Here is a 23,779-nt window from a genome sequence, read left to right on the forward strand (position 1 = left end):
AGCACGCAATTGAAAGGGCAAGCGGCATGCCATGCATTCCAATGCCTTTCAGGCGGTCACATTACGACCACTATCTGGGCTAATTTGACAGTCTATAGTGAGGGTGGAAGACGTGTATTGGGTGGATGCAGTCCGCTTCAGTGGGCCTGAACGGAACATGGCGGTTCGATGCGCGAAAGCGGGTTTTTTTCGGGTGGACAGGACGCGATAACCCGATAAAATTGCGGCCAATTTTGCGGCGCGTGTCGGCCGCAACGGCTCAGTGCATTCTGGCGGGCCGGAGCACCACATATCGGCCTTCACAGGCCGCTGGTGCCCTCGACCCCAGACACGGCAGAGAAACCGCGCAGGAAGCGGGCGGAGAGCAGGCAGAAGCCCACAGAAGTCGAGCACAGCTCACGGATGGCGGCGCGCTGTACCCTTTGCGCGACATCTGGCGGTTTTTTTTGAATCGGGCATCGTTTGATGGTAGTTTTCGGGTTTTTCAAGGGTCGCCACTGGCAGCACGCAGCGGCATGAAGCGGGGTAAGCGACCGGTTTCGCGCCGGTCAGAACGGAGAACGGAATGAAGAAACGGGTGGTGGGCCAACTGGCCGCGCTGGTGCTGTGCGCGACGCCTTTCCTGTCGGCGGCTGCAAAAGATACACAACTGAATGTGTACAACTGGTCGGACTACATCGCCAAGGACACGATTCCGAACTTCACCAAGCAGACGGGCGTCCAGGTCAAGTACGACAACTACGATAGCGACGACACGCTGCAGGCCAAGCTGCTGACGGGTAACTCGGGCTACGACATCGTCGTGCCGACCAGCAACTACGCGGGCAAGCAGATCGCAGCGGGCATCTTTGCGCCGCTCGACAAGTCGAAGATCCCGAACCTCAAGTATCTCGATCCTGCGCTGATGGCGCTCGTCGCGGGCGCGGACCCGGGCAACAAGTTCTCGGTGCCCTGGGCGTACGGCACGACGGGCCTCGGCTACAACGTGACGAAGGCGCAGCAGATTCTCGGCAAGGGCGTCGCGCTCGATAACTGGGACATCCTGTTCAAGCCGGAAAACATCTCGAAGTTGAAGGCGTGCGGCGTCTCCGTGCTCGACGCGCCGGACCAGATGTTCGCAGCCGCGCTGCACTACATCGGCAAGGATCCGATGAGCACCAACCCGGCCGACTATCGCGAAGCACTCGCGATGATGAAGAAGATCCGTCCGTACATCACGCAGTTCAACTCGTCGGGCTACATCAACGACATGGTCGGCGGCGACATCTGCTTCGCGTACGGCTGGTCGGGTGACGTCGTGATCGCCAAGCATCGCGCGGCGGAAGCGAAGAAGCCGTACAAGGTCGACTATTACATTCCGAAGGGCGGTGCGCCCGTGTGGTTCGACGTGATGGCGATTCCGAAGGACGCGAAGAACAAGGAAGCCGCGATGGAGTGGATCAACTACATCGAGACGCCGCAGGTTCACGCCGCCATCACGAATGCCGTCTACTACCCGAGCGCGAATGCGGAAGCGCGCAAGTACGTGGACAAGGATGTCGCGAACGACCCGGCCGTCTATCCGCCGGCGGATGTCGTCAAGACGCTGTTCCTGCTGAAGCCGCTGCCGCCTGAAATCCAGCGTCTGCAGACGCGGCTGTGGACCGAGTTCAAGTCCGGCCGTTAAGCGGACCTGAGCCACACGGTTGTGCAGGAAAGCATCATCATGAAGCCCTCGGTTTGCAGCCGGGGGCTTTGTTCGTCAAATGCAGGGAGAGAAGCAGCAGATCATGAGTGACCAGTCGAACGTGCTGGCAGGGGCCGGCGTGTCGTCCTCGGGCAATTCCGCCGCTGCGCAGAACGCAGCGGAAAACTTCGTGCAGATCGTCGACGTCGTGAAGAAATTCGGCGAGACGGTTGCGGTCAAGGGCGTCAATCTGTCGGTGAAGAAGGGCGAACTGTTCGCCCTGCTCGGCAGTTCCGGTTGTGGCAAGTCGACGCTATTGCGCATGCTTGCAGGACTGGAAACGGTCACGTCGGGCAAGATTCTGATCGACGGTGAAGACCTCGCGCAGATGCCACCGTACAAGCGGCCCGTGAACATGATGTTCCAGTCGTATGCGCTCTTTCCGCATATGACGGTCGAATCGAACGTCGCGTTTGGCCTCAAGCAGGAAGGCGTGCCGAAAGCCGAACTGAAGGAGCGTGTGCAATCGGCGCTTGAACTCGTGCAGATGGGGCGCTTTGCGAAGCGCAAGCCGCATCAGCTGTCGGGCGGCCAGCAGCAGCGCGTCGCGCTGGCTCGCTCGCTCGTCAAGCGTCCGAAGCTGCTGCTGCTCGACGAGCCGATGTCGGCGCTCGACAAGCAGATCCGCCAGCGCACGCAGATCGAGCTCGTCAACATTCTCGACAAGGTCGGCGTGACCTGCATCATGGTCACGCACGATCAGGAAGAAGCGATGACGATGGCGAGCCGCCTTGCTGTGATGAGCGAAGGCGAGATCGTGCAGCTCGGCACGCCGAACGAAGTCTACGAATATCCGAACAGCCGCTTTTCGGCTGAGTTCATCGGCTCGACCAATCTGTTCGACGGCAATGTGGTCGAGGACGAGCCGGATCACGTGTACATCGAAACGCCCGATCTGCCCGTGCGCCTTTATGTGAGCCACGGCATCACGGGGCCGCTCGGCATGCCCGTGACGATCTCGGTGCGCCCCGAGCGCATCGCGCTGACACGCAAGCCGCCTGAAGGCGCGTTCAACTGGGGCAAGGGCACGGTCACCAACATCGCGTACATGGGCGGCTACTCGCTGTATCACGTGAAGCTCGATGCGGGCAAGACGGTGATCGCGAACGTGTCGAGCCTCGCGCTGTCGGAGATCGAAACGCCTACATGGGGCGATGAAGTGTACGTGCGCTGGAGCGCGTCGGCGGGCGTGGTGCTGACATCATGAAACGCGCGCTGCATTCCTTCATGATGTGGCCCGTGCGCCGCTTCCATCTGACGGGGAGCACGGCGGTCGTCGCGGGGCCGTTCATCTGGCTGCTGCTGTTCTTCCTTGTGCCGTTCCTGCTGGTCGTGAAGATCAGCTTCGCGGACCTGCAGCTCGGCATTCCTCCATACACGGAGCTGACGTCGATCAAGGACGGCGTGATTCATATCGCGCTCGACCTGTCGCACTACGCGTTCCTGTTGCAGGACAGCCTGTACTTTGCGACCTACGTGAACTCGGTGGTCGTCGCGGGCATCTCGACGCTGCTGTGTCTGCTGCTCGGCTATCCGATGGCGTACTACATCGCGCGCTCGAACCCGGCTACACGCAACATCCTGATGATGGCGGTGATGCTGCCGTTCTGGACGTCGTTCCTGATCCGCGTGTACGCGTGGATCGGCATCCTGAAGAACAACGGGCTGCTGAACAATTTCCTGATGTCGATCGGGCTGATTCATTCGCCCATCGAGCTGTATCACACCAACACGGCCGTCTATATCGGCATGGTGTATTCGTATTTGCCGTTCCTCGTGATGCCGCTCTACGCGCACCTCGTCAAGATGGACCTGACGCTGCTGGAAGCCGCCTACGACCTCGGTGCGAAGCCGTGGAAGGCGTTCTGGCAGATCACGCTGCCGCTGTCGAAGAACGGCATCATCGCGGGCTGCCTGCTGGTGTTCATCCCGGCGGTGGGTGAGTACGTGATTCCTGAACTGCTCGGCGGCGCGAACACGCTGATGATCGGCCGCGTGATGTGGAATGAGTTCTTCGACAACGCCGACTGGCCGATGGCCTCCGCCGTCACCTGCGCAATGGTGCTGCTGCTGCTCGTGCCGATGGCGCTGTTCCAGTACTCGCAGGCGAAGGCACTGGAGGAGAAGCGCTGATGAAACCGAATCGTGTATTACAGTTCATCGCGCTTGCAATCGGCTTCGCGTTCCTCTATGTGCCGATCGTCAGCCTCGTCGTGTATTCGTTCAACGAGTCGCAGCTGGTGACGGTATGGACGCGTTTCTCGACGCGCTGGTACGCCGCTTTGCTGCAGGACGAGGAACTGATCAACGCCGCGTGGCTGTCGCTGCGCGTCGCGTTGCTGACGGCGTTTGCTTCCGTGATCATCGGCACGTGGGCGGGCTTCGTGCTCGCGCGCATGGGGCGCTTCCGTGGCTTCACGCTGTACACCGGGATGATCAACGCGCCGCTCGTGATTCCCGAAGTGATCCAGGGCATTTCGCTGCTGCTGCTGTTCATCGAAATGGGCAAGTGGCTCGGCTGGCCGGCAGGGCGCGGCATTTTCACGATCTGGATCGGCCACGTGATGCTGTGTATTTCCTACGTCGCGATTATTGTGCAGTCACGCGTGCGCGACCTGCATCCGTCGCTCGAGGAAGCGGCACTGGATCTCGGCGCGACGCCGTTGCGTGTATTTTTCTTCATCACGCTGCCGCTGATCTCGCAGGCGCTGATTGCCGGCTGGCTGCTGTCGTTCACGCTGTCGATCGACGATCTGGTGCTGTCGGCGTTCCTGTCCGGGCCGGGCTCGACGACGCTGCCGCTGGTGGTGTTCTCGCGCGTGCGTCTGGGTTTGAACCCGGAAATGAACGCACTGGCGACGCTGTTCATCGCCGTCGTTACCGTGGGCGTCGTGGTGGCAAATCACTTCATGCAGCGGGCCGAAAAGCGCCGCCTGGCGATGGCGATCTAGTTCAGGTTGCGTCGTTTCATTTCCTTTGCCGGTGCCTGCATCTTGAAAGGCCCCGGCAAAGCGAGTCGGTTCAGATCCGATAGCCGATACGTAATCCGCCCCAGTGGCGGCCGTTGACGAAAATCGGCGCTGACGCGTCCTTCATCAGTGCATATTCGCCGCCGCCCATATCGCGCCGATACGTTTGCAGCAGGAAACGCTTCGTATGGGTGCCGGCGGCGAGGCCGGTGCGGTCGTTGAACATGCGCCGGTTGCGGCAGTTCGCGGCGTTCCAGACAGCGTCGCCGCGTTGAGGCTGGGAAAACTTGAGATTGTGCGTGGGCAGGTAGCCGCGCACGTCTACAGCCGCGCAGAAGGCCACGCGCGGATCGAGCTGGAGTATCGGTTCCTGTATCGATGGCAGGATGCGATCGGTGAAGTCAGTGAAACGTGTCATGAATTGCGGCGGGTTCGTCCCCGGCATGGGTACGTAGCGATCATCGAACAGATCGTTCATCGACAGTTCGCCGCGCGCGATAGCGGCTTCGAACAGTTTGCCGACCTTCGCGGCGGCCTGTTCGACAGCGTCGATGAACGGCGTGTCGGTCGTTGCGACGCCGGTGGCCGCGGTCAGTTCGATCAGGTTTTCCGACACGCCGAGCAGATTGCCGAGCCGGTTCTTCGCCTGCACGAAGTTTTCGCCCGAATGCTCGACGTCGGTTGCGATTTCGAGCACCTGCGACTCGAATGCATTGCATTGCTCTTCGATTTCGCTCGACAGTGTCGCGATCTGGTTCGCCTCTGCATTCAATTGCATGATCGCGTGACCGGTCGAGTGCACGACGTCACCGATCATCCGCGTGCCTTCGCGCACGCGCTGCGCGCGCGCCGTGTTTTCGGCGCCTTCCGTAATCAGGCGCTCGGTCTGCTCCGTGAGCTGCGCAAGCGTGGTTTCGATCTGGCCCGTTGCCTGCGCCGTTTTCGCCGACAGCGTCTTCACTTCCGCAGCGACGACGGCGAAGCTCTTGCCGAATTCTCCCGCCCGGGCAGCTTCGATGGCGGCATTCAGCGCGAGCAGATGCGTCTGGCGCGCGATCAGTGAAATTTCCTCCGACACGCGGCTAACATGCGTCAGCGCCGCGCGCAACGCGCCGATCTGGCTCTCGATCAACGTGACGCCTTCGACCAGTCCATGAATGTCCGACAGCGACGCGTCGAGCGTCTGCTGCGAGCCTTCGACGTCGCCAGCAGCCTGCGCGGTGACTGTGCGCATTTCGCGGGCCGCGGCGGCGATGCGGTGATTGCCGGCAAGCGTCGCGGCCGCCGACTGGCGCAGCGTCTGGCACACGTCGGCCTGGCGTTCGACTCGCGTGGCGACTTCTTCGATATGACCCGACACATCGCAGATTTCGATGCCGAGCTTGCCCGCGTGCGCAGCGATATCGCCGACCACGGATGAAGTGCCGACACTGCGGCGCAGGCGGCGATTGAAGAAGCCCGTCATGGTCAAGTCTCCTGAACGGCGCAGATGCGCGCCGTCCCAACGTCCGTTTAATGTCCGTGTGAGTACATGCGGCAAAAGGGCGACAGGTCGTGATCGGCACCCCATTGATGAACTGCGGCACATGAATTGCACTTCGTCTGACATGCTTACGGATTCTCTACGGCGTCTTACGGGACGACTTGATAGGGACAATCCCGTGGTCGGATCGGGTACGATCGCCGGTGTCCGTGCGCGAGCCGTGCCGCCTATCTGCCGAATCCTCCAACCAATGACCGATGTTTGAATCCTTCGCGCGCGTTTCGGGCTGGGAACAGCTGGTGTATCTATGGGAACTGATCGTCATGGTCTGCAAGTTCCTGTGGGGTTTGCTGCGGCTGCTAGGCGGCGGCTGAATCCGAATGCATGCCCTGTCATATGGTGCAGGATGAACTTGCAGTAAGCTGAAACCCATTTCATTCCGCCAGTGCACTCCGCCGATGACCGACGATTCCACCCAGCGCTTTACCGACCGCGTAGCCGACTACGTCAAGTATCGGCCGGACTATCCGCGCGAAGTCGTGACCTTTCTGCACACGACGTGTGGACTCGCCGAGGGCGCGCGCGTCGCCGACATCGGCGCGGGCACGGGCATTTCGTCGAGGCTGTTTCTCGAAGCGGGGCATCCGGTCGTGGCCGTCGAGCCGAATCAGGCGATGCGGGCTGCCGCCGACGCGTGGCTCAGTCACTATGCCGGTTACGCGAGCGTCGCAGGCACGGCCGGGTCGACGTCACTGGATAACGCAAGCGTCGAGCTCGTCATCGCCGCTCAGGCGTTCCACTGGTTCGATCCCGACACGGCGCGACGCGAGTTTGCGCGGATCCTGAAGCCGCGCGGACTGATCGCATTGATGTGGAACAGCCGGCTGCTCGAAGGCACGCCGTTTCTTGCCGACTATGAAGCGCTGCTGCAGCGTTTCGGCGTCGATTATCAGGCCGTCTCCGAGCGCTATGGCGATGATCAGTCGATGGCTGCCTGGTTCGGGGACGCTTTCGCTCATCAGGCGCGTTTTCCGAACGCGCAGCGTCTCGACTTCGATGGGCTCAAAGGGCGGCTGATGTCGTCGTCTTATGCGCCGAAGGCCGGTCATCCGAATCATCAACCGATGCTCGATGCACTACGTGAACTGTTCGACCGTACCGCGCACGACGGTACGGTCGACTTCGCCTATGAAACACGCGTGTATGTCGGACATGCGTCAGTCAGCGTCTAAACCTGCAATGGAGTACGTCCGGTAGACAATGGGGCAAGAAACTCACGCAGATCCTGCAATACGCGTTGAGGCGCTTCTTCCATTGGAATGTGACCGAGGTTTTCGTACATAACCGAACGTGCGCCTGGAATGCGGCGCGTGAATTCGGTTGCATGTGCAGGCGGTATCCAGCGGTCTTTTGCGCCCCACAACACGAGCGTGGGCACGTCGAGCGAATCAAGCACACTGGTGTCGAGATCGGCGAAGTCCAGCGTCGGCACCATCTTGCCGATTGCCTCGCGCGTGCCTTCGCCATGAAAGAACTCGACGTAGCGACGCAGTACGCCGGGCGTGATCTTGCTCGCATCCCCGTACACATTTCGCACGGCGCTCTTGATGATCGCTTCCGGCAGCCACCACGGCGCGCTCATGCGAACGGGCGCGTGATTGAACAGGCCGATGTAGATTGGCAGCTTCATCGGGAAACCGGCTGCGTCGATCAGCACGAGGCGTTCGACGGCATCGCGATGGCGCACCGCGTAGTCCCACGCTAGCAGGCCGCCCAGCGAATTGCCGACCAGCGTGGCGCGCGCGATGCCGAGCGCCTGCATGAATGTACCGAAGAAGCGACGATAGGCAGGAAGGTTCATCGTTTCGATCTCACCCGCCGCATTGCGCAGCGGGCCCGTCACCCCGAACGGCGGGAGGTCGAGCCGGATCACGCGATGCTCGCGTGCCATCGCGGATGCAATATCGTTCCACGTGTGCAGTGATGACGCAAACCCGTGAATCATCACGATCGTGCTGTCGCCCGCGCCCTCGTCGATATAGTGCACATCAGCGCCCATGATCTGCACGAATCGTGAACCCGCTTGTGTATAACGGCGTTTCAGTTCATCTCGCGGGACGCTCGTTATGCCGAGTCGCGCCGTGAGCGAGCGGGGTGGCAGCGGCGCGTGAGTCGTCCGCGTCATTTCGACGTTCTCCATTTTTTCGTCTCCCTGTGTTGTACTGCTCAAATCACTCTGCTTGCAATGCACGCTCCTAAAGCGAAAAGGTGTATTCGCTGCCACGCACGCGACGCGTGCGGCGGCGATAGCTAAAAGTGAATCGCGGCCAGATTGCCGTGATCTTGCCGCTCTTCGTCTGGTACCAGCTATGGCAGCCGCTTGCCCATACCGTGTTCTGCATGTCGCGTTGCAGGCTTGCATTGAAGGCGCGTTGCACATCGGCACGCAGGTTCATCGTGCGCGCACCGCGTCGCTGCAGTTCGCGCAGACATTCGGCAATGTATTGCACCTGCGACTCGATCATGTAGATCATCGAGTTGTGGCCGAGGATCGTGTTCGGCCCGGTCATGATGAAGAAGTTAGGGAAGCCCGCGATGCTCGTGCCGAGATACGCTTCGGGTCCGTCGCGCAGCCAGAGTGCGCCGAGATCGACGCCGCCGAGTCCCGTCACGTCAAATGGCGCGCCGACGTCGTTCACCTGAAACCCCGTGCCGCAGATGATCGCGTCGACCGCGTGATGCGTGCCGTCGGCCGTCACGATACCGTCATGCACGATATTGCGGATCGGCGTCGTGAGTACCTCGACATTCGGCTGGCGGAGCGCGGGATAGTAGTCACTCGACAACAGCACGCGTTTGCATCCGAGCGTGAAGTCGGGCGTCAGTTTCGCGCGCAGTGCAGGATCTTTCACCCGCCGTTCGAGGTAGCTGCGCGCAAATTTCATCGCGGGATTCACGAGCTTCGGATTGACGAAGAAGCCGAGCCCGCGTGACTCCATCTGCCAGTAGATTGCGCTGCGCACGCAACGTTGCGTGAACGGCAGATGCGTAAAGAACCAGCGCGCGCGTTGGCTGACCGGCTTGTCCGGCTTCGGCATGATCCACGGCGCAGTGCGCTGGAACAGCAGCATCTGCGCGACGCGCGGCTGGATTTGCGGAATGAACTGGATTGCACTCGCGCCTGTGCCGATCACCGCCACACGTCGGCCGTCGAGCGGATAGTCATGGTCCCAGCGTGCCGAGTGAAATATCTTTCCACCGAATGTATCGAGCCCTTCGATTTGCGGCATCGCTGGCCGCGACAATTGCCCGATCGCAGAGATGACCGCATCCGCTTCGACGGTTTCATGTACGCCATTACGTACGATGTCGAGCAGCCACACGAGTCGTGTTTCGTCGAAACGCGCAGCCGTCACGCGTGCATTGAACTGCATCGCACTGTCGACCTGATACTTCCGTGCACAATGCTTCAGGTATGCGAGGATTTCCTCCTGATGACTGAACGCGCGCGACCACGACGGGTTTGCTTCGAATGAAAACGAGTACAGATGCGATGGCACATCGCATGCAGCGCCGGGATAGGTGTTGTCGCGCCACGTACCACCCAGATCGCTCGCCGCTTCATAGATCGTGAACGACGTATAGCCCATGCGCTTTAAACGGACCGCCATGCCGATGCCCGAGAATCCGCTTCCGATAATCGCGATTCGCATGTCAGAAGAACGGGGTGAAGGCATGGGTTCAACGCTCCGGCGCATCGTCGAAGTCTGCAAGCTCTCCGATGGCGAATAAGAGAAAAATGGAGTTGTCTACATCCGTCTACGACGGTTTATGCGCAGGGTAGACAACTGTACACATCGCGTCAAGATCGTTGTACATTGCTGACTCCAAGGCCAACGCAGTGGCATCGGCCCAAATGGCGTCGCTATACGGAAGCTCATGCAACTCGCATCAGAACTGGAACTCGCTCCCGGCAAGCGCAAGCTGATCGAGGCTGCGTTGCGCCTGACCGCGGGCGGCCGCAGCTTCGCAAGCCTCGGGCTGCGCGAGATTGCGCGCGAGGCGGGCCTCAATCCCAACACGTTCTATCGGCACTTCGATACGCTAGACGATCTGGCGCGCGAAGCCGTTGAGTCCGTCAGCCGGCGTCTGCGTCCGATGCTTCGGCGCGAACGCTGGCTTGCTGCGCATGACGAGCCGCATAGCGTGCCGCGTCGCGCATGCGCCGCGTTCTTCGCATTCGCGCTGGAAAACCGTGAGGCGTTTCTAAGTGCGCTGGCCGAGTATCACGGTACATCGCCGGCCCTGCGCGAAGCTGTGCGTGTGAACCTGAACGAAGTGTCGGCCGAAATGGCCGAGGACGTCGTGCAACTAAAACTCATGCCGACGTTGACGCGCGAGACCGTCGAGGAAATCTGCACGCAGATCGTGCTGCAACTGTTTCATCTGTCGCATGAATTCATCGGCAATGCGGTGCAGCGCGAGTCGCTGATCGATTACGCGGAGCGTTTCATCGTCAGGCTGTTTGCGGGCGCCGTCGTGCTCGCGCAGCACGAAGCGTAATGAAAAAGGGCTCCGTGAGGAGCCCTTCGTGTGTGCCTGAGCAGAGGAAGTGAAGCGGGAAGTGACGCGGGCGCGTCAGGTGTCGTTCCAGCCGCCCGAATCGTCGTTGCTGCCCATATCGACGCCGCCATCTCCGCCGCCGTCGCTCCAGTCGTTCGAACCCTGGCCGAAGTCGATCGAACCTGCGTCGTTGCCGCCGCGTTTGCGCGATTCGTCGTCGACGATCACATCGCGTTCGACTACGCGGTCGCGTCCCGAGTTGAGCGCTTCACCGAGCAGCACGCCCGTCAGCAACCCACCCATGCCGCCGCCGAAGCCGCCACCTTGCTGCACGATGACAGGCGGCTGCTGTTGCTGCGGCGGATACGGGTAGGGCGCTTGCGGCGGATAACCTTGCTGCTGGCCGCGACCGAACGCCTGGTCGGCTTCGCGCGCGAAAGAGGAGTCGCCACCAACAGGAGCTGCAGGCGCCGCATTCGGATCGGGCCGGCCTTCGGCGCGCGCCTTCAGGCTCGCAACCTGCCGTTCGAGATCTTCGATCTGATACGGCGGCACAGGATTCTTGCTGTTCGACAGCGCTTCGACCAACTGACGCAACTGCGTTTCCGCGCCTTCGACTTCGCGTTCAAGCGCTTCATGCCCCGGCGCTGTCGACAGTTTTACGTCGAGCTTCAGCGAGCGCACGTCGTTGAGCAGGTCGGTCGCGCGCTTGAGTTGCACGCGACGATCGTCGTTGGCGCGCGTGTCGTCCTGGGAGCGCGCGCGGCGCAGCGTCCAGCGCAGGACAAGTGCGATCGCGCCGATCAGCACGACGATGCCGATCCACATGCCCATTGAAGGACCGTGCCGCTCAGGCGCCGCCTGCAAAGCCGACGGCGCGGCTGTCGTGGATTCCTGCTGCGCAAACGGATTGCTGGTGCGATGCGTGACACCGCCGCTGCCGCCGCTCACGCGCGCGGCGTCCGCACGCAGACGCGCTTCCGTCTCCGCGAAGCGGCCAGGATCGGTGAAGCGGACCTGCGGGTCGAGGGTTTTCGCCTGTTGAAGCTGTGCGAGCGCGTCGGCGGGGCGACCTTCGCGGTCGAGCACCTGCGCGTACAGATAGTGTGCGCGCGCGCTATCGGGATGCGCCTTCAGCACCTCGTTCAACTGCGAGTCGGCCTTGCGCCAGTCCTGCTGTTGAATCGAGGTTTCGATCTGCGTCGCCGTCGGCACCGCGAAGGCGGAGCCCGATACGAGCATCAGCGAAAGCGTCAGGGAAACACCAGCTGCTGCGAGGAATTTTTTCATGATGCGGGCCGGGCGCATTGACGCCCGTCTCCATGACTATCGAGTTGCTGCGCCGCGCGGCAATCGTGCAAAGTATTCGATACCGCGCGGCGCATCGCCATGCGCTTACTGCGCCGGCGTGTCCAGCTGCTTCTTCAGCGCGGCGAGACGGTCGTCGACGGACGGGCCGCGGTTCAGGTCCGCGAGCTTGTCGTCGAGCGCCTTGCCGCTCTTCACGTCAGCCGAATTCAGGCGCGCATCCGAACGTGCTGTCGACAGCGCGACCTTGTCTTCCAGCTTCTGAAAATCTTCAGCAAGATTCTTGCCGCCGATTCCGCCCAACGCGGTCGCAGCCGTGTCCTTGGCTTCCGCGATCTGCTGCTTGGCCTGCAGGATGTTCGAGCGTGCGTTCAGGTCGTTGCGGCGCTGGCGCATGTCGTCGATCTGCGTCTTCAGCTGATCGACGGAAGGCTCGAGCGTGGTCAGTTCCTTCGCGAGCGCATCGCGCTCCGCTTCGGCGGTAGCCTGCGCGCCGAGTGCTTCACGTGCGAGCGCTTCGTCGCCAGCTTGCAGCGCGCGCTTCGCGCCGTCTTCGTACTTCTTCGCCTTGTCGGCGGCCACGTCGCGCTTGCTTTGCTGCGTGGCAACCTGCGCCTGGATCTCGATCAGCGAGTTCTCCGCTTTTGCGATGCTCTCGTCGAGTTCGCGCACGATCTGGCGCGCATCACGCGAGGGATCCTGCACGGAGTCGGCCGCGTCGTTCAAGAGACCTTTGACTGTCCGCGTGATGCTGTCAAAAAGCGACATGAAATACCTCCATAAATTGAAATCGACGCTGAATACCCGGCGCTTGCAACCTCGTGCGCGACGACGTCGATTGAACGTAGTTTACGCCGCCCTGCGCGAGCTTGCGGGTCATGCTGCTTGCCATCAGACAGCGCGTTCTCGCGCATGTTTCATGATGGCTTCGCCGCCGGACCGGACATCGGGGCGCACGCACAAAATGCAATAGCTGCACGCAAATTTAACTTGCCTCAAGGTGCCCGCCAACGCTACGTCCACACGATGCAATCGATGCATGACCGGGCATTCAACAGCTCGCGGATATTACACCACGCGTACCCTTAAAACGGTCTTAAAGTGCGATTTGTTGCGCGTTTGGGCGGACGCTTTCGCAATCCTTCGCAGCATAGGCTCGCATGCGCAACGTGATGAACGAATCAGCGCGCGGATTTGTCAAAGTGCGTAGCCGGATTCTTTCGGATAGCCGACGATACAGCCATCGCACGCACGACTCCTGGTGTCGTGTATTCAGGCGAAGCGGCCGTTGCCTTCAGTGGGGTCGATGCCCGGTTCGTCGTCTTCGTGTTCCTGAGGGCGCTTGCCCGCAGCGTTGCGTTTCGACGGGAGCAGTGTGGAGGTTCTCGATGGCGCGCGCGCGTCGCTGGCGGGATCGGCTGCGTTGCGTTCGTCAGCGGCATCGTGCGAGGCAAGCGCCGCGGCTTTCGCGGCCGCTACGCGCGCTGCGGCCTGGGCGGCGGCTGCGTGATCGTCCGCCAGGTTGTGCGTGCCGGGCGTCGCCAGCGCGGCGACGGAGGCAGCAACGGGGGCGGCGAGATCGATCGGCGCGAGTGGCTGTTGCGCGGCGCTGGTATCGGTGAAGACGGTATCGTTTTCAGTGCGCGCCTGTCTGTCGCGCGGAGCGGGCGACCTGAGCGCCGCGGGCGTGGTTTGCCGCAGATGTCTGTTCGCCCGCGCCACGCGTTGCAGCGCTTCATTCAATGCATCGGGCTCACGCGGCGCGCGCAAACGGTCGACGATGCTCGCTGCCTTGACCTGCTCGCTGGTCGCGCCGAAGCTCAGTACCGCGCGGCGCATCAGTTCGCTGACGCTGATGCCGAGGTTTTCGGCCGTCGACGAGATGGCGCGTTTCTGGGCGGGCGTGACGAAGACGACGATGCGTTCGCTGGGCTTGTTCATAGATCGGCTCGCGTTCTTTGTTTAGTGTCGAACTGCGGAGGAATCCGGGCAGGGCGCGGCAGGGCGGCAACTCATTCCTGGCGCGCGTCGATCCATCATAAGACTAAATGGCGGTGCGCGCGGGCGCAAATAGGGCGGGACGTAAAATGGCTGTCACATCAACGAGTTGGCGCGCTTGCGGAAGCCTTGTCCACAGGGCTCTCCACATTTTCTGTTGATAACTGCACGGGCGCGGCGCAGTGGGGCTTTCGGGGCGCAGAACGGTGTTTTTTCTTACTGCGGGGCACAATCATGAGGGAATTCTTACAAAAAAATCACGTTCCGCGCCGCTTGATTTCTTTAAAATGCGCTGTTACGTTGCGCCAGACACTGCCCGGGCGTGCCGTGCGACCGGCCGGGACGGGGTGACACATCCGGTGTCGTGCGGCAGCAGTCGTCAGGGCGGAGACCGTCGTGATGCGCTGCACACGTTAGCCTTCGACGGATCGGGGAGCACGTCTTTCTGGCGAGCAACGGTGTCATGGCTGTGCGCGGACGCGCGCGAGCGGCACCACGATTTCGATTCAAGCGCACCACGCGTGCCAATCCTGCGTGTAGGAAGCGCCAATCATTCCAGTCATGCCAATCATCAAACGACCGCAATCTTCCAGTTCCTCAGGGCATCCAGGCCGCGAGCCATCTTTCGGCAGCAACGACAACCCGAGCCGCGACTACCGCTACGCGCAGCGTGATGATGACGAGCGCGCGGAGTCATCGGGCGGCTCGGGGCGCTCGGGAAGGCGCTCGATAGGCGGCACGATCGCAATGTGGTTCGCGGGGCTGTTCGCGACGCTGGCGGTGGTCGGCGCCTTGATCATCGGTTACGCGCTCGTCGTGATGGGCCCGCAGCTGCCGTCGCTCGATGCACTCACCGACTACCGCCCGAAAGTGCCGCTGCGCATCTATACGGCGGACCATGTGCTGATCGGCGAATTCGGCGAAGAGCGTCGCAGTCTCGTGCGCTTCCAGGATATCCCCGATATTCAGAAGAAGGCTGTGCTCGCGATCGAAGACTATCGCTTCTACGAGCATGGCGGCGTCGACTTCATCGGCATTCTGCGCGCAGGTTTCGCGGATCTCGCGCACGGCGGTTCATCGCAGGGCGCCAGTACGATCACGATGCAGGTCGCGCGCAACTTCTTCCTGTCGAGCGAGAAGACGTACACGCGCAAGATCTATGAAATGCTGCTCGCGTACAAGATCGAGCGCGCATTGACGAAGGACCAGATTCTCGAGCTGTACATGAACCAGATCTATCTGGGCGAGCGTGCCTACGGTTTTGCGGCTGCTGCGCGCGTGTACTTCGGCAAGGATCTGAAGGACATCACGCTGGCCGAAGCGGCGATGCTCGCGGGGCTGCCGAAAGCGCCGTCCGCGTACAACCCGGTCGTCAATCCGAAGCGCGCGAAAATCCGTCAGGAATACATCCTGAAGCGCATGCTCGACCTGAACTACATCACGCAGGACCAGTACAACGAAGCGATCAAGCAGGAAATCCGCACGAAGACGGCGGGCAACGAATACAGCGTGCACGCCGAGTACATCTCGGAGATGGTGCGTCAGATGATGTACGCGCAGTACAAGGACGAGACCTATACGCGCGGTCTGAACGTTACGACGACGATTGATTCCGCCGATCAGGAAGCGGCGTACCGCGCGGTGCGCAAGGGCGTGATGGACTACGAGCGCCGGCACGGCTATCGCGGTCCGGAAGGCTTCGTCGAGCTGCCGGCAGCCGGCGACGACCGTGACGAAGCGATCGAAGACGCGCTGAACGATCACCCGGACAACGGCGAGATCATCGCGGCAGTGGTGACGTCGGCGACGCCGAAGGAAGTGAAGGTGCAGCTGCTCGACGGCACGCAGGCGAGTGTCATGGGCGACGGCTTGCGTTTCGCGGCGGGCTCGCTGTCGGCGCGCGCGGCGCAGGCGCAGCGCATCCGGCCGGGTTCGATTGTGCGCCTGATCGCCGATGCAAACGGCAACTGGCAGATCACGCAGTTGCCGCAAGTGGAAGGCGCGCTGGTGTCGATGACGCCGCAGGACGGCGCGATCCGTGCGCTCGTCGGTGGCTTCGACTTCAACAAGAACAAGTTCAACCACGTGACGCAGGCATGGCGTCAGCCGGGTTCGAGCTTCAAGCCGTTCATCTATTCGGCGGCGCTCGACAAGGGCCTCGGACCGGCGACGATCATCAACGACGCGCCGCTGTACTTCCCGCCGAGCGCGCCGGGCGGCGACGCGTGGGAGCCGAAGGACGACGATCAGCCTGATGGTCCGATGCCGATGCGTCTCGCGCTGCAGAAGTCGAAGAACCTGGTGTCGATTCGCATCCTGTCGTATATCGGCACGAAGTACGCGCAGGATTTCGTGACGCAGCGCTTCGGCTTCGATGCCGACAAGACGCCGCCGTATCTGCCGATGGCGCTTGGCGCGGGTCTGGTGACGCCGTTGCAGTCGGCGGGCGCGTATAGCGTGTTCGCGAACGGCGGTTATCGGATCAATCCGTATCTGATCGCTGAAGTCGACGATGCGCATGGTCAGCCGTTGTCGCGTGCACAGCCGTTGACGGCGGGCAAGGATGCGCCGCGTACTCTGGAGCCGCGTAACGCGTACATCATGAACAGCCTGCTGCATTCGGTGGCGACGGCGGGTACGGGTGCGGGGACGAACGTGCTGCATCGTAATGACCTGCAGGGCAAGACGGGTACGACGAACGATGCGAAGGACGGCTGGTTTGCCGGCTATCAGCAGTCGCTCGTGGCGGTCGCGTGGATGGGTTACGACCAGCCGAAGTCGCTGGGTAGCCGCGAGTTTGGTGCGCAACTGGCGTTGCCGATCTGGGTCGAGTACATGCAGCGTGCGCTGCGTGGTGTGCCGCAGACTGAGCCTGAGATTCCTCAGGGTGTGACGTCTGTTGATGGCGAGCTGTTCTATGCGGATATGACGCCGGGGAGCGGGTTTGTCGCGAGTATCGGAATGGATTCGGCGAATCCGCTGGCTAGCGGTGGCGATGCCGTTGGTGCTGTTGGGCCAGCGGGGATGACGCCGCCGGCGCCGCCGCCGAGTGTTTCCAATTCCGAGAAGAAACAGATTATGGATTTGTTTGAGTCTAATAAGCCATAAGGTTTGGTTTTGGTTTTGGTTTTGGTTTTGGTTTTGGTTTTGGTTTTGGTTTTGGTTTTGGTGTTGGCTTTGCTTTTGCTGGCATCCGCGATTTGGTAGTGGTCTGCTAGTGTCGCCCCTGTGCGGGGCGGCACTTACTTTCTTTGCCGCGGCAAAGAAAGTAAGCAAAGAAAGCCGCTGACCACCGCCCGCTCTTGTTCCTGCCTGAGGGCCCCCAACGGGTCCTCCGCTTCAAACGGCAACCTGCTTTTCACTGCCCGTTGCCACCGCTCTTATTGAGCGCCTCACCCGCTTCACACTCCCACGTCGCCACACGCGCGACCAATTCGCCCGCGTTCTATAGCGGCAAACTGTGTGTAGGCTATCGCTGCTTACGCGCTCCACTTCGGACGGAAAACCAAGGTCACGGCTTGAAAGCACGATCGGTGTCGTAAGAGCGCCGACGCGTCAGGCACTACGACCTACACACAGTTTGCCACCTGGGCGGCCGTGACCAATCGTTGCCGCTGGCTGCATTACGGGTGATCGAAGAGGGTGAGGCGCTTCGCCGAAGCGCTGGCAATGGGCATTGAATGGCAGAGCGCCATTTGAAGTGGAGGAACCGTTGGGGGCCCTCAGGCAGGGAGAAGAACGGGCGGTGTTAGCCCGCTTTCTTTGCTTACTTTCTTTGCGGCGGCAAAGAAAGTAAGTGCCGCCCCGCACAGGGGCAACGCGTGAAGCACCAATAACGAAACGCGGATGCCAGCGAAAGCAAACAAAAAAACAGGCCGCACGGCAACCCCACATTCTGATGCAAACTCAACGACTTACCCCACCTGTCCAGCCCTTATCAACAACCCCTTCAACAGAAACTGTTGATAACTCGACGGACTAGCCAGCTCTGAAAGAAAGAGGCTCACCGCGCAACAACCGGCGCAGCGGCCTGCGCTTCCTCCGCGGGAGGATTCCCCATCGCCTGAAACAGCGCTGCCGTGTCGTTCAACCGCGCACCCGTATACCGAATCTCATCGAGCCGCGCATTCCGAAACTGCTGCTCGCTCGAGCGTGAAGCCGCCACAGGCACAGCACCCAACCGATACCGCGCAGCAGTCTCATCAAAAGCCTGCCGCGCCGCACGCGCCGCAACATTAGCGGCATCGAGCGATTGCGCATCATGCTCCAGAGAAGCAAGCGTATCCGCGACATTCTGGAATGCAGCAAGCACCGTCTGCTTATATTGCGATGTAGCAGCTTCGTACGAAGCAACAGCCGCACGCCGCTGCGCAAACAACGCGCCACCGTGAAAAATCGGCTGCGTGATCGATGCGCCAATGCTCCAGATGGCGCCCGCGCCAGACAGCGCAACGGGCCAGCTAAATCCGCCTTTGCCCATCGACGCACTCAATGTGATGCTCGGAAACATCTGCGCCGTCGCGACGCCCACATCGGCAGCAGCGGCCTTGAGCGTTGCATCCGCCGCCTGGATATCGGGGCGTGCTTTCAGGAGATCGGACGGCACGGACACCGGCACCTGTTCAGGCACATGCAGCGACGCAAGATCGAGCGGCGGCGGCGCTGCATCCGGCGTGCGGCCAAGCAGCACAGCGAGCGCGTGACGCGTCGTCAATAACTGCTGCCGCGCAACCGGCAAACTCGCCGCCAGCGAGGCCGCATTTTGTTGCGCGCTCAACAGATCGCTATGCGACACCGCACCGAGATCGTAGCGGCGCTGCGTATCGCGTGCCTGCTCGTTGGCGAGCGTGACGAGGCGTTCGGTGGTCTGCACCTGTGCATCGAGCATCGCCGCCGAAATCGCCGCCGCCACGATGTTCGCGGCCAGCGCGCGCCGTGCTGCATCGAACTGATAGGCCTGCACATTCACACGCGATGCCAGTGCCGCATCCGCGAGCCGCGCTGCGCCGAAAATGTCGAACGTGTACTGCGCCTGCAATTGCCCGACAAACGTGTTGTACAGAAACGTGTTCGGGCCGATCTCAGGAATCGCGAGCGCGCGCTGGCGCGCGGCCTGGCCGCCCGCATCGATGGTTGGCAACATGTTGCTGCCAACCTGCGCGCGCAACTGCTCGCGCGCGGCGGTAAGGCTCTTGTCGGCGGCGGCGAGCGTCGGACTGTTGCGCAGGCCTTCGTCGACCAGCGCGTTCAACTCATCGGATTGAAACGTGCGCCACCATTGCGGCACGGCCTTCGCGCCAACCACGAACTGCTGCGTGACGCCTTGTGCGGGCACGGTCTGCGCCGGCTGCGCGTCGGCGCCGTAATGCGCGGGTTCGGGCATCGCGGGCGGGTTGCCGTTCGGCCCGAACGAACAGGCCGACGCGAACACGCATGCAATGGCTACGGAAAAAGTCGTGCGGGTCATCGAAAGACGATTCATGATCAATTCCCCGAATGTGCGGACGGTTCAGGGCGCGGATCGCGCTCGTCGCCGCGCACGCGAAACCACGCGGCGTACAGCGCGGGCAGATAGAACAGCGTGAGCACCGTCGCGCTCGTAATGCCGCCCATCAGCGCCGTGGCCATCGGGCCGAAGAAGTTCGAGCGCAGCAGAGGAATCAGCGCGAGCACGGCGGCTGCCGCCGTCAGCGTGATCGGACGGAAACGCCGCACGGTCGCGCCGACGATCGCATCGAAACGCTTGTGTCCCTGCGCAATATCCTGCTCGATCTGATCGACGAGAATCACCGAGTTACGCATGATGATGCCGAACATCGCAATCACGCCGAGCATCGCGACGAAACCGAACGGCTTGCCGAACAGCAGCAGCGTCGCTACCACGCCAATCAGTCCGAGCGGTGCCGTCAGCACGACCATCAGAACGCGTGCGAAGCTCTGCAACTGGATCATCAACAGCGTCAACACGGCGATGATCATGATCGGCATCTGCGCGTTGATCGATGTCTGTCCCTTCGCGCTTTCCTCGACGGATCCGCCGATCTCGATCCGATAGCCCACAGGCAGCGTCGTGCGGATCTGCGCGAGTTGCCTGTCGACTGCATGCGTGACGTCGATGCCTTGCGCGTTGCCGCGCACATCGGATTGCACGGTGATGGTCGGCTGGCGGTCGCGTTCCCAGATCACGCCATATTCGAGGTCGTCGCGCATGTGTCCAAGCGTGCCGAGCGGAACCGCGCCGTTGGGCGTCGGCATGGCGAGCGTCAGCAGTTGGGACGGATCGACGCGCTCGTTCTTCGGCGCGCGCAGATCGACGCTGATCAGCTTGTCGCGCTCGCGGTACTGCGTGACCGTGTAGCCGGACAGGGTCATCGCGAGGAAGCTCGACACATCCGCCGATGTCACGCCCAGTTCGCGCGCTTTCTTCTGGTCGACCTCGAAACGCACCGAGCGTTCGGCGGGTTCGTCCCAGTCGAATTGCACGTTCGCGGTGCCTGCATTGGCGCGCATCGTCGCGGCGACTTTTTCGGCGATCGACCGGACGGTTGCGATGTCGTCGCCGCTTACGCGGAACTGCACCGGATAACCAACGGGCGGACCGTTCTCGAGGCGCGACAGGCGCGTGCGAATCGCAGGGAAATCGTTGCGCAATTTGGGTTCGAGCCAGCGCGCGAGCTTCTCGCGATCTTCCACCGACTTCGCGGTGATCACGAATTGCGCGAAGTTCGGCTGCTGCAATTGCTGGTCGAGCGGCAGGTAAAAGCGGGGCGCACCGGACCCGACGAAATTCACCAGATGATCGATCTCAGGCCTGCCCTCAAGGGCCTTCTCGACGCGCTGCGCCTGACGCAAGGTCGCCTGGAACGATGCGCCTTCGGGCAGCCGCACGTCGACGAGCAGTTCGGGCCGGTCAGAACTCGGGAAGAACTGCTGTGGCACCAGCGAGAAGCCCGCCAGCGACACGACGAATAGAACCACGGTAATCGCGAGCACGATGTAGCGCCGCTCGATGCACCAGCTGATCCAGCCCGTCAGACGCCGGTAGAAACGCGTTTCGTAAATATCGTGCTCGTGATCTTCCGGTTCGTGCGCCTGACGTTTGCGCTCGGGCAGCAGGTGATAGCCGAGCATCGGTATCAGCACGACAGCAGCGAGCCACGACGCGATCAGCGCAATCGCCGACACCTCGAAAATCGAGCGCGTGTATTCGCCCGTACTCGATTTCGCAAGCGCGATCGGCAGGAAGCCCGATACGGTGACGAGCGTGCCCGTCAGCATCGGAAACGCGGTGCTCGTATAGGCGTAGGCGGCGGCACGTGTGCGATTCCAGCCCTGTTCGAGCTTCACGGCCATCATTTCGACGGCGATGATCGCATCGTCGACGAGCAGGCCGAGCGCCAGCACCAGCGTACCGAGCGACACCTTGTGCAGGCCGATATCGAACAGATACATGCACAGCGCAGTCACAGCGAGCACGACGGGAATCGAGATCACGACCACCATCCCCGTGCGCACGCCGAGCGATACGAGACTCACGACCAGCACGATCGCGACCGCTTCGGCAACTGCTTCGAGGAAGTCGTCGACGGAATGCGCAACCGCGTGCGGCATGCTCGATACTTCGACGAGCTTGAGTCCCGCAGGCAAATGCGCCTGCAGTTCGGTCATCTTCTCGTCGAGCGCCTTGCCGAGCCGGATCACATCGCCGCCAGGCTGCATCGTCACGCCGATGCCGAGTACGGGCTTGCCCTGAAAACGCATCTGCGTAACGGGCGGATCGTCGTAGCCGCGCTTGATCGTCGCGATATCGCCGAGCCGGAACGAGCGGCCGTTGATGCGGATCAGCGTGTCTGCGAGCGCGTTCAGGTCCTTGAATTGTCCTGTGGGACGCACGAATACGCGATCGTCGTAAGTGGTCAGCGTGCCGGACGGCGATACGCTGTTTTGCGAGTTGATTGCCTGCGCGAGTTGCGTCGGCGAAATGCCCAGGCGCGTTAACTGCGTGTTCGTGATCTCGACATAGATGTGCTGGTCAGGATCGCCAAAATAGTCGACCTTGCCGACACCCGGCACGCGCAATAGCACGGTGCGCAATTCGTCCGCGTAGTCGTGCAGTTGCGCCGACGAGAAGCCGTCGCCTTCGAGCGTGTAGATGTTCGTATAGACATCGCCAAACTCATCGTTGAAGAACGGTCCCTGGATGCCTTGCGGCAAGGTCTGCGCGATATCGCCCACCTTTTTGCGCACCTGATACCAGGTTTCGGGCACGTCCTTGACGGGCGCCGAATCCTTCATCGTGAAGAAGATCAGCGATTCGCCAGGGCGCGAGTAGCTGCGCAGGAAATCGATGGCCGGCGTTTCCTGCAGCTTGCGGCCGATGCGGTCCGTCACTTCTTCCTGCACCTGGCGCGCGGTCGCGCCGGGCCAGAACGTGCGGATCACCATCACGCGGAACGTGAACGGCGGATCTTCCGATTGCGCGAGCTTCGTGTACGCGAGGATGCCGAATGCGGTTGCGAGCGTAATCAGAAACACGACCAGCGCCTGATGTCGCAGCGCCCACGCGGACAGGTTGAAGCGTCCTTCTTCGTCGTGCGCTGCGCTCATGACGCGAAATCCTCGGGATGCAGCGGCGGCACGACGCGGACTTTTTCTCCTGCAGTCACGGTGTGCACGCCTTGCCACACGACACGCTCGCCTTCGTTCAAACCTTGCGAGATCGCGATGGTGCGCTCGGCGTAATGCGCGACCTGCACGCGGCGCAGTTCGAGCTGATCGCTGCCGCTCTTCACGACCCAGACAGCGGGCTGCGTGCCGTCATGGAAGAGGGCGGTGGCGGGCAGCGTGTAAAGCGAAGCGTGCGCAGCGGCGTTGTCGTGTGCAAAGTCGACATCGGCGGTCATGCCGAGTCGCACGTCGGGACCGGGATGATCGAGCGTGAGCTTCGCGCGCCACGTGCGGCTTTGTGGATCGGCGGCGGGTGACAGCTCGCGCACGCGCGCATTGAAGGTGCGGCCGGCCAAAGCGCCGAGCTTGACGGTCGCCAGCGTGCCGACGCGCAGCGACGCGAGCGCGCCTTCGGGCACGTCGCTCACCACGTCGACGTCGCCGGACCACGCCAGGTTATACACGGCCTGTCCCGCCGATACGTTCTGCCCCGTATCCGCCTGTTCGGCGGTGATGACGCCTGCGTGATCGGCGGCGAGTGTCGTGTATTGAAGCTGGTCTTTGGCGAGCGCGGCCTGCTGTTGCGCCTGATCGCGCTGCGCGGCCGCCGATGCATACGCATCTTCCGTCTGCTCCAGTTGCGCCTGCGAGATCAGGTTTTCATGCGCCTGCGCGCGATCACGGTCGAGCTGCTGCTTTGCGTAGACGAGACGGTGTTGCGCGGCGTCCAGTTGCGCGGCGGCGCTGGCGGCGTTCTTCTGCGCATCGGCGGGATCAAGCCGCGCAACCATCTGGCCGTTCTGCACGACATCACCCAGACGCACGCGCCGTTCGATGATCTTGCCGGCGATACGGAATGACAGCGGCGTCGAATAACGCGCCTGGACTTCGCCCGGCAGCGATGCGGCGAGCGGCTGTCCATCGGCATGCACGGCGACGGCGACCACGGGCCGCGGTGCGGGCGCGGCAGCTTCCTTGTTGTGACATGCGGCAAGTGTCAGTGCACCTGCAAGAACGAGCACGGCCAGCGCGGAACGGCGAAGCAAAGCAGGAGATGCGGACAGG

17 protein-coding genes are annotated in these 23,779 nt (G+C 62.0%); 7 read left to right on the top strand and 10 right to left on the bottom strand.

The features are described from left to right. Positions 1 to 299 precede the first annotated feature (299 nt). Positions 300 to 488 (bottom strand): hypothetical protein, encoded by a 189-nt coding sequence (locus tag G3O01_RS28200; RefSeq protein WP_205809880.1) that lies wholly within the window; start codon positions 486 to 488, stop codon positions 300 to 302. Between the two features lie 77 nt (positions 489 to 565). On the opposite strand from G3O01_RS28200, the gene G3O01_RS28205 reads away from it, so the two are divergent. From G3O01_RS28205 to G3O01_RS28220, 4 genes are all read left to right on the top strand, one after another. Further along, complete coding sequence (locus G3O01_RS28205; RefSeq protein ID WP_205809881.1) at positions 566 to 1,666, top strand: polyamine ABC transporter substrate-binding protein; 1,101 nt, start codon at positions 566 to 568, stop codon at positions 1,664 to 1,666. Between the two features lie 103 nt (positions 1,667 to 1,769). After that, positions 1,770 to 2,933: a polyamine ABC transporter ATP-binding protein gene (gene potA / locus G3O01_RS28210; protein ID WP_205809882.1), complete on the top strand. Its 1,164-nt coding sequence runs from the start codon at positions 1,770 to 1,772 to the stop codon at positions 2,931 to 2,933. Further along, the gene (locus tag G3O01_RS28215) at positions 2,930 to 3,859 is read left to right on the top strand and encodes an ABC transporter permease subunit (protein ID WP_205809883.1); all 930 of its coding nucleotides are present in this window, start codon (positions 2,930 to 2,932) and stop codon (positions 3,857 to 3,859) included. Before potA ends, G3O01_RS28215 begins: the two co-directional genes overlap by 4 nt. Beyond that, positions 3,859 to 4,677: an ABC transporter permease subunit gene (locus G3O01_RS28220; protein ID WP_205809884.1), complete on the top strand. Its 819-nt coding sequence runs from the start codon at positions 3,859 to 3,861 to the stop codon at positions 4,675 to 4,677. Before G3O01_RS28215 ends, G3O01_RS28220 begins: the two co-directional genes overlap by 1 nt. A gap of 70 nt (positions 4,678 to 4,747) precedes the next feature. Here G3O01_RS28220 and G3O01_RS28225 read toward each other — a convergent pair whose 3' ends face one another. Next, positions 4,748 to 6,160 (bottom strand): methyl-accepting chemotaxis protein, encoded by a 1,413-nt coding sequence (locus G3O01_RS28225; RefSeq protein ID WP_205809885.1) that lies wholly within the window; start codon positions 6,158 to 6,160, stop codon positions 4,748 to 4,750. 476 nt (positions 6,161 to 6,636) lie between these two features. Here G3O01_RS28225 and G3O01_RS28230 point away from each other — a divergent pair, with 476 nt between their 5' ends. Next, entirely contained in the window at positions 6,637 to 7,410 is a 774-nt protein-coding gene (locus G3O01_RS28230) for a class I SAM-dependent methyltransferase (protein ID WP_205809886.1), read from the top strand. Here the strand turns inward: G3O01_RS28230 and G3O01_RS28235 are convergent. Beyond that, on the bottom strand, positions 7,407 to 8,363 hold the full coding sequence (locus G3O01_RS28235; RefSeq protein WP_241024320.1) for an alpha/beta fold hydrolase: 957 nt from the start codon (positions 8,361 to 8,363) through the stop codon (positions 7,407 to 7,409). The two genes, G3O01_RS28230 and G3O01_RS28235, sit on opposite strands and share 4 nt — an antisense overlap. 70 nt (positions 8,364 to 8,433) lie before the next feature. After that, on the bottom strand, positions 8,434 to 9,915 hold the full coding sequence (locus tag G3O01_RS28240) for an NAD(P)/FAD-dependent oxidoreductase (protein WP_205809888.1): 1,482 nt from the start codon (positions 9,913 to 9,915) through the stop codon (positions 8,434 to 8,436). A gap of 202 nt (positions 9,916 to 10,117) precedes the next feature. On the opposite strand from G3O01_RS28240, the gene G3O01_RS28245 reads away from it, so the two are divergent. Beyond that, a complete protein-coding gene (locus G3O01_RS28245; RefSeq protein ID WP_205809889.1) occupies positions 10,118 to 10,741 on the top strand; it encodes a TetR family transcriptional regulator in 624 nt (207 codons plus the stop codon). A 75-nt stretch (positions 10,742 to 10,816) separates the two neighbouring features. On the opposite strand, the gene G3O01_RS28250 is transcribed toward G3O01_RS28245, so the two are convergent. The 3 genes from G3O01_RS28250 to G3O01_RS28260 form a co-directional block, all read right to left on the bottom strand. Continuing rightward, complete coding sequence (locus G3O01_RS28250) at positions 10,817 to 12,031, bottom strand: tetratricopeptide repeat protein (protein WP_205809890.1); 1,215 nt, start codon at positions 12,029 to 12,031, stop codon at positions 10,817 to 10,819. A gap of 105 nt (positions 12,032 to 12,136) precedes the next feature. Next, positions 12,137 to 12,817 (bottom strand): PspA/IM30 family protein, encoded by a 681-nt coding sequence (locus G3O01_RS28255; protein WP_028370824.1) that lies wholly within the window; start codon positions 12,815 to 12,817, stop codon positions 12,137 to 12,139. 504 nt (positions 12,818 to 13,321) lie between these two features. Then, entirely contained in the window at positions 13,322 to 13,990 is a 669-nt protein-coding gene (locus tag G3O01_RS28260; RefSeq protein WP_205809891.1) for a hypothetical protein, read from the bottom strand. 618 nt (positions 13,991 to 14,608) lie between these two features. Between G3O01_RS28260 and G3O01_RS28265 the strand changes: the two genes are divergently transcribed. Continuing rightward, entirely contained in the window at positions 14,609 to 17,155 is a 2,547-nt protein-coding gene (locus tag G3O01_RS28265) for a penicillin-binding protein 1A (protein ID WP_205809892.1), read from the top strand. Between the two features lie 895 nt (positions 17,156 to 18,050). Here the strand turns inward: G3O01_RS28265 and G3O01_RS28270 are convergent. From G3O01_RS28270 to G3O01_RS28280, 3 genes are read right to left on the bottom strand one after another with little or no spacing between them, the layout of a single operon-like run. Beyond that, entirely contained in the window at positions 18,051 to 19,529 is a 1,479-nt protein-coding gene (locus G3O01_RS28270) for an efflux transporter outer membrane subunit (protein WP_205809893.1), read from the bottom strand. 2 nt (positions 19,530 to 19,531) lie between these two features. Further along, positions 19,532 to 22,654, bottom strand: coding sequence for an efflux RND transporter permease subunit (locus G3O01_RS28275; protein WP_205809894.1), 3,123 nt, complete (start codon positions 22,652 to 22,654; stop codon positions 19,532 to 19,534). Further along, entirely contained in the window at positions 22,651 to 23,760 is a 1,110-nt protein-coding gene (locus tag G3O01_RS28280) for an efflux RND transporter periplasmic adaptor subunit (RefSeq protein WP_346779226.1), read from the bottom strand. The genes G3O01_RS28275 and G3O01_RS28280 overlap by 4 nt, the downstream gene beginning before the upstream one ends. Between the last annotated feature and the right edge of the window lie 19 nt (positions 23,761 to 23,779).

This window comes from Burkholderia sp. Ac-20365 (assembly GCF_017104715.1).
Taxonomy (GTDB): Bacteria; Pseudomonadota; Gammaproteobacteria; order Burkholderiales; family Burkholderiaceae; genus Paraburkholderia.

Excerpts from the sequence above, each read along its gene's own strand:
- G3O01_RS28205 (WP_205809881.1), top strand. The coding sequence starts at position 566 with ATGAAGAAACGGGTGGTGGGCCAACTGGCCGCGCTGGTGCTGTGCGCG.
- potA (WP_205809882.1), top strand. The coding sequence starts at position 1,770 with ATGAGTGACCAGTCGAACGTGCTGGCAGGGGCCGGCGTGTCGTCCTCG.
- G3O01_RS28215 (WP_205809883.1), top strand. The coding sequence starts at position 2,930 with ATGAAACGCGCGCTGCATTCCTTCATGATGTGGCCCGTGCGCCGCTTC.
- G3O01_RS28220 (WP_205809884.1), top strand. The coding sequence starts at position 3,859 with ATGAAACCGAATCGTGTATTACAGTTCATCGCGCTTGCAATCGGCTTC.
- G3O01_RS28225 (WP_205809885.1), bottom strand. The coding sequence starts at position 6,160 with ATGACGGGCTTCTTCAATCGCCGCCTGCGCCGCAGTGTCGGCACTTCA.
- G3O01_RS28230 (WP_205809886.1), top strand. The coding sequence starts at position 6,637 with ATGACCGACGATTCCACCCAGCGCTTTACCGACCGCGTAGCCGACTAC.
- G3O01_RS28235 (WP_241024320.1), bottom strand. The coding sequence starts at position 8,363 with ATGACGCGGACGACTCACGCGCCGCTGCCACCCCGCTCGCTCACGGCG.
- G3O01_RS28240 (WP_205809888.1), bottom strand. The coding sequence starts at position 9,915 with ATGCCTTCACCCCGTTCTTCTGACATGCGAATCGCGATTATCGGAAGC.
- G3O01_RS28245 (WP_205809889.1), top strand. The coding sequence starts at position 10,118 with ATGCAACTCGCATCAGAACTGGAACTCGCTCCCGGCAAGCGCAAGCTG.
- G3O01_RS28250 (WP_205809890.1), bottom strand. The coding sequence starts at position 12,031 with ATGAAAAAATTCCTCGCAGCAGCTGGTGTTTCCCTGACGCTTTCGCTG.
- G3O01_RS28255 (WP_028370824.1), bottom strand. The coding sequence starts at position 12,817 with ATGTCGCTTTTTGACAGCATCACGCGGACAGTCAAAGGTCTCTTGAAC.
- G3O01_RS28260 (WP_205809891.1), bottom strand. The coding sequence starts at position 13,990 with ATGAACAAGCCCAGCGAACGCATCGTCGTCTTCGTCACGCCCGCCCAG.
- G3O01_RS28265 (WP_205809892.1), top strand. The coding sequence starts at position 14,609 with ATGCCAATCATCAAACGACCGCAATCTTCCAGTTCCTCAGGGCATCCA.
- G3O01_RS28270 (WP_205809893.1), bottom strand. The coding sequence starts at position 19,529 with ATGAATCGTCTTTCGATGACCCGCACGACTTTTTCCGTAGCCATTGCA.
- G3O01_RS28275 (WP_205809894.1), bottom strand. The coding sequence starts at position 22,654 with ATGAGCGCAGCGCACGACGAAGAAGGACGCTTCAACCTGTCCGCGTGG.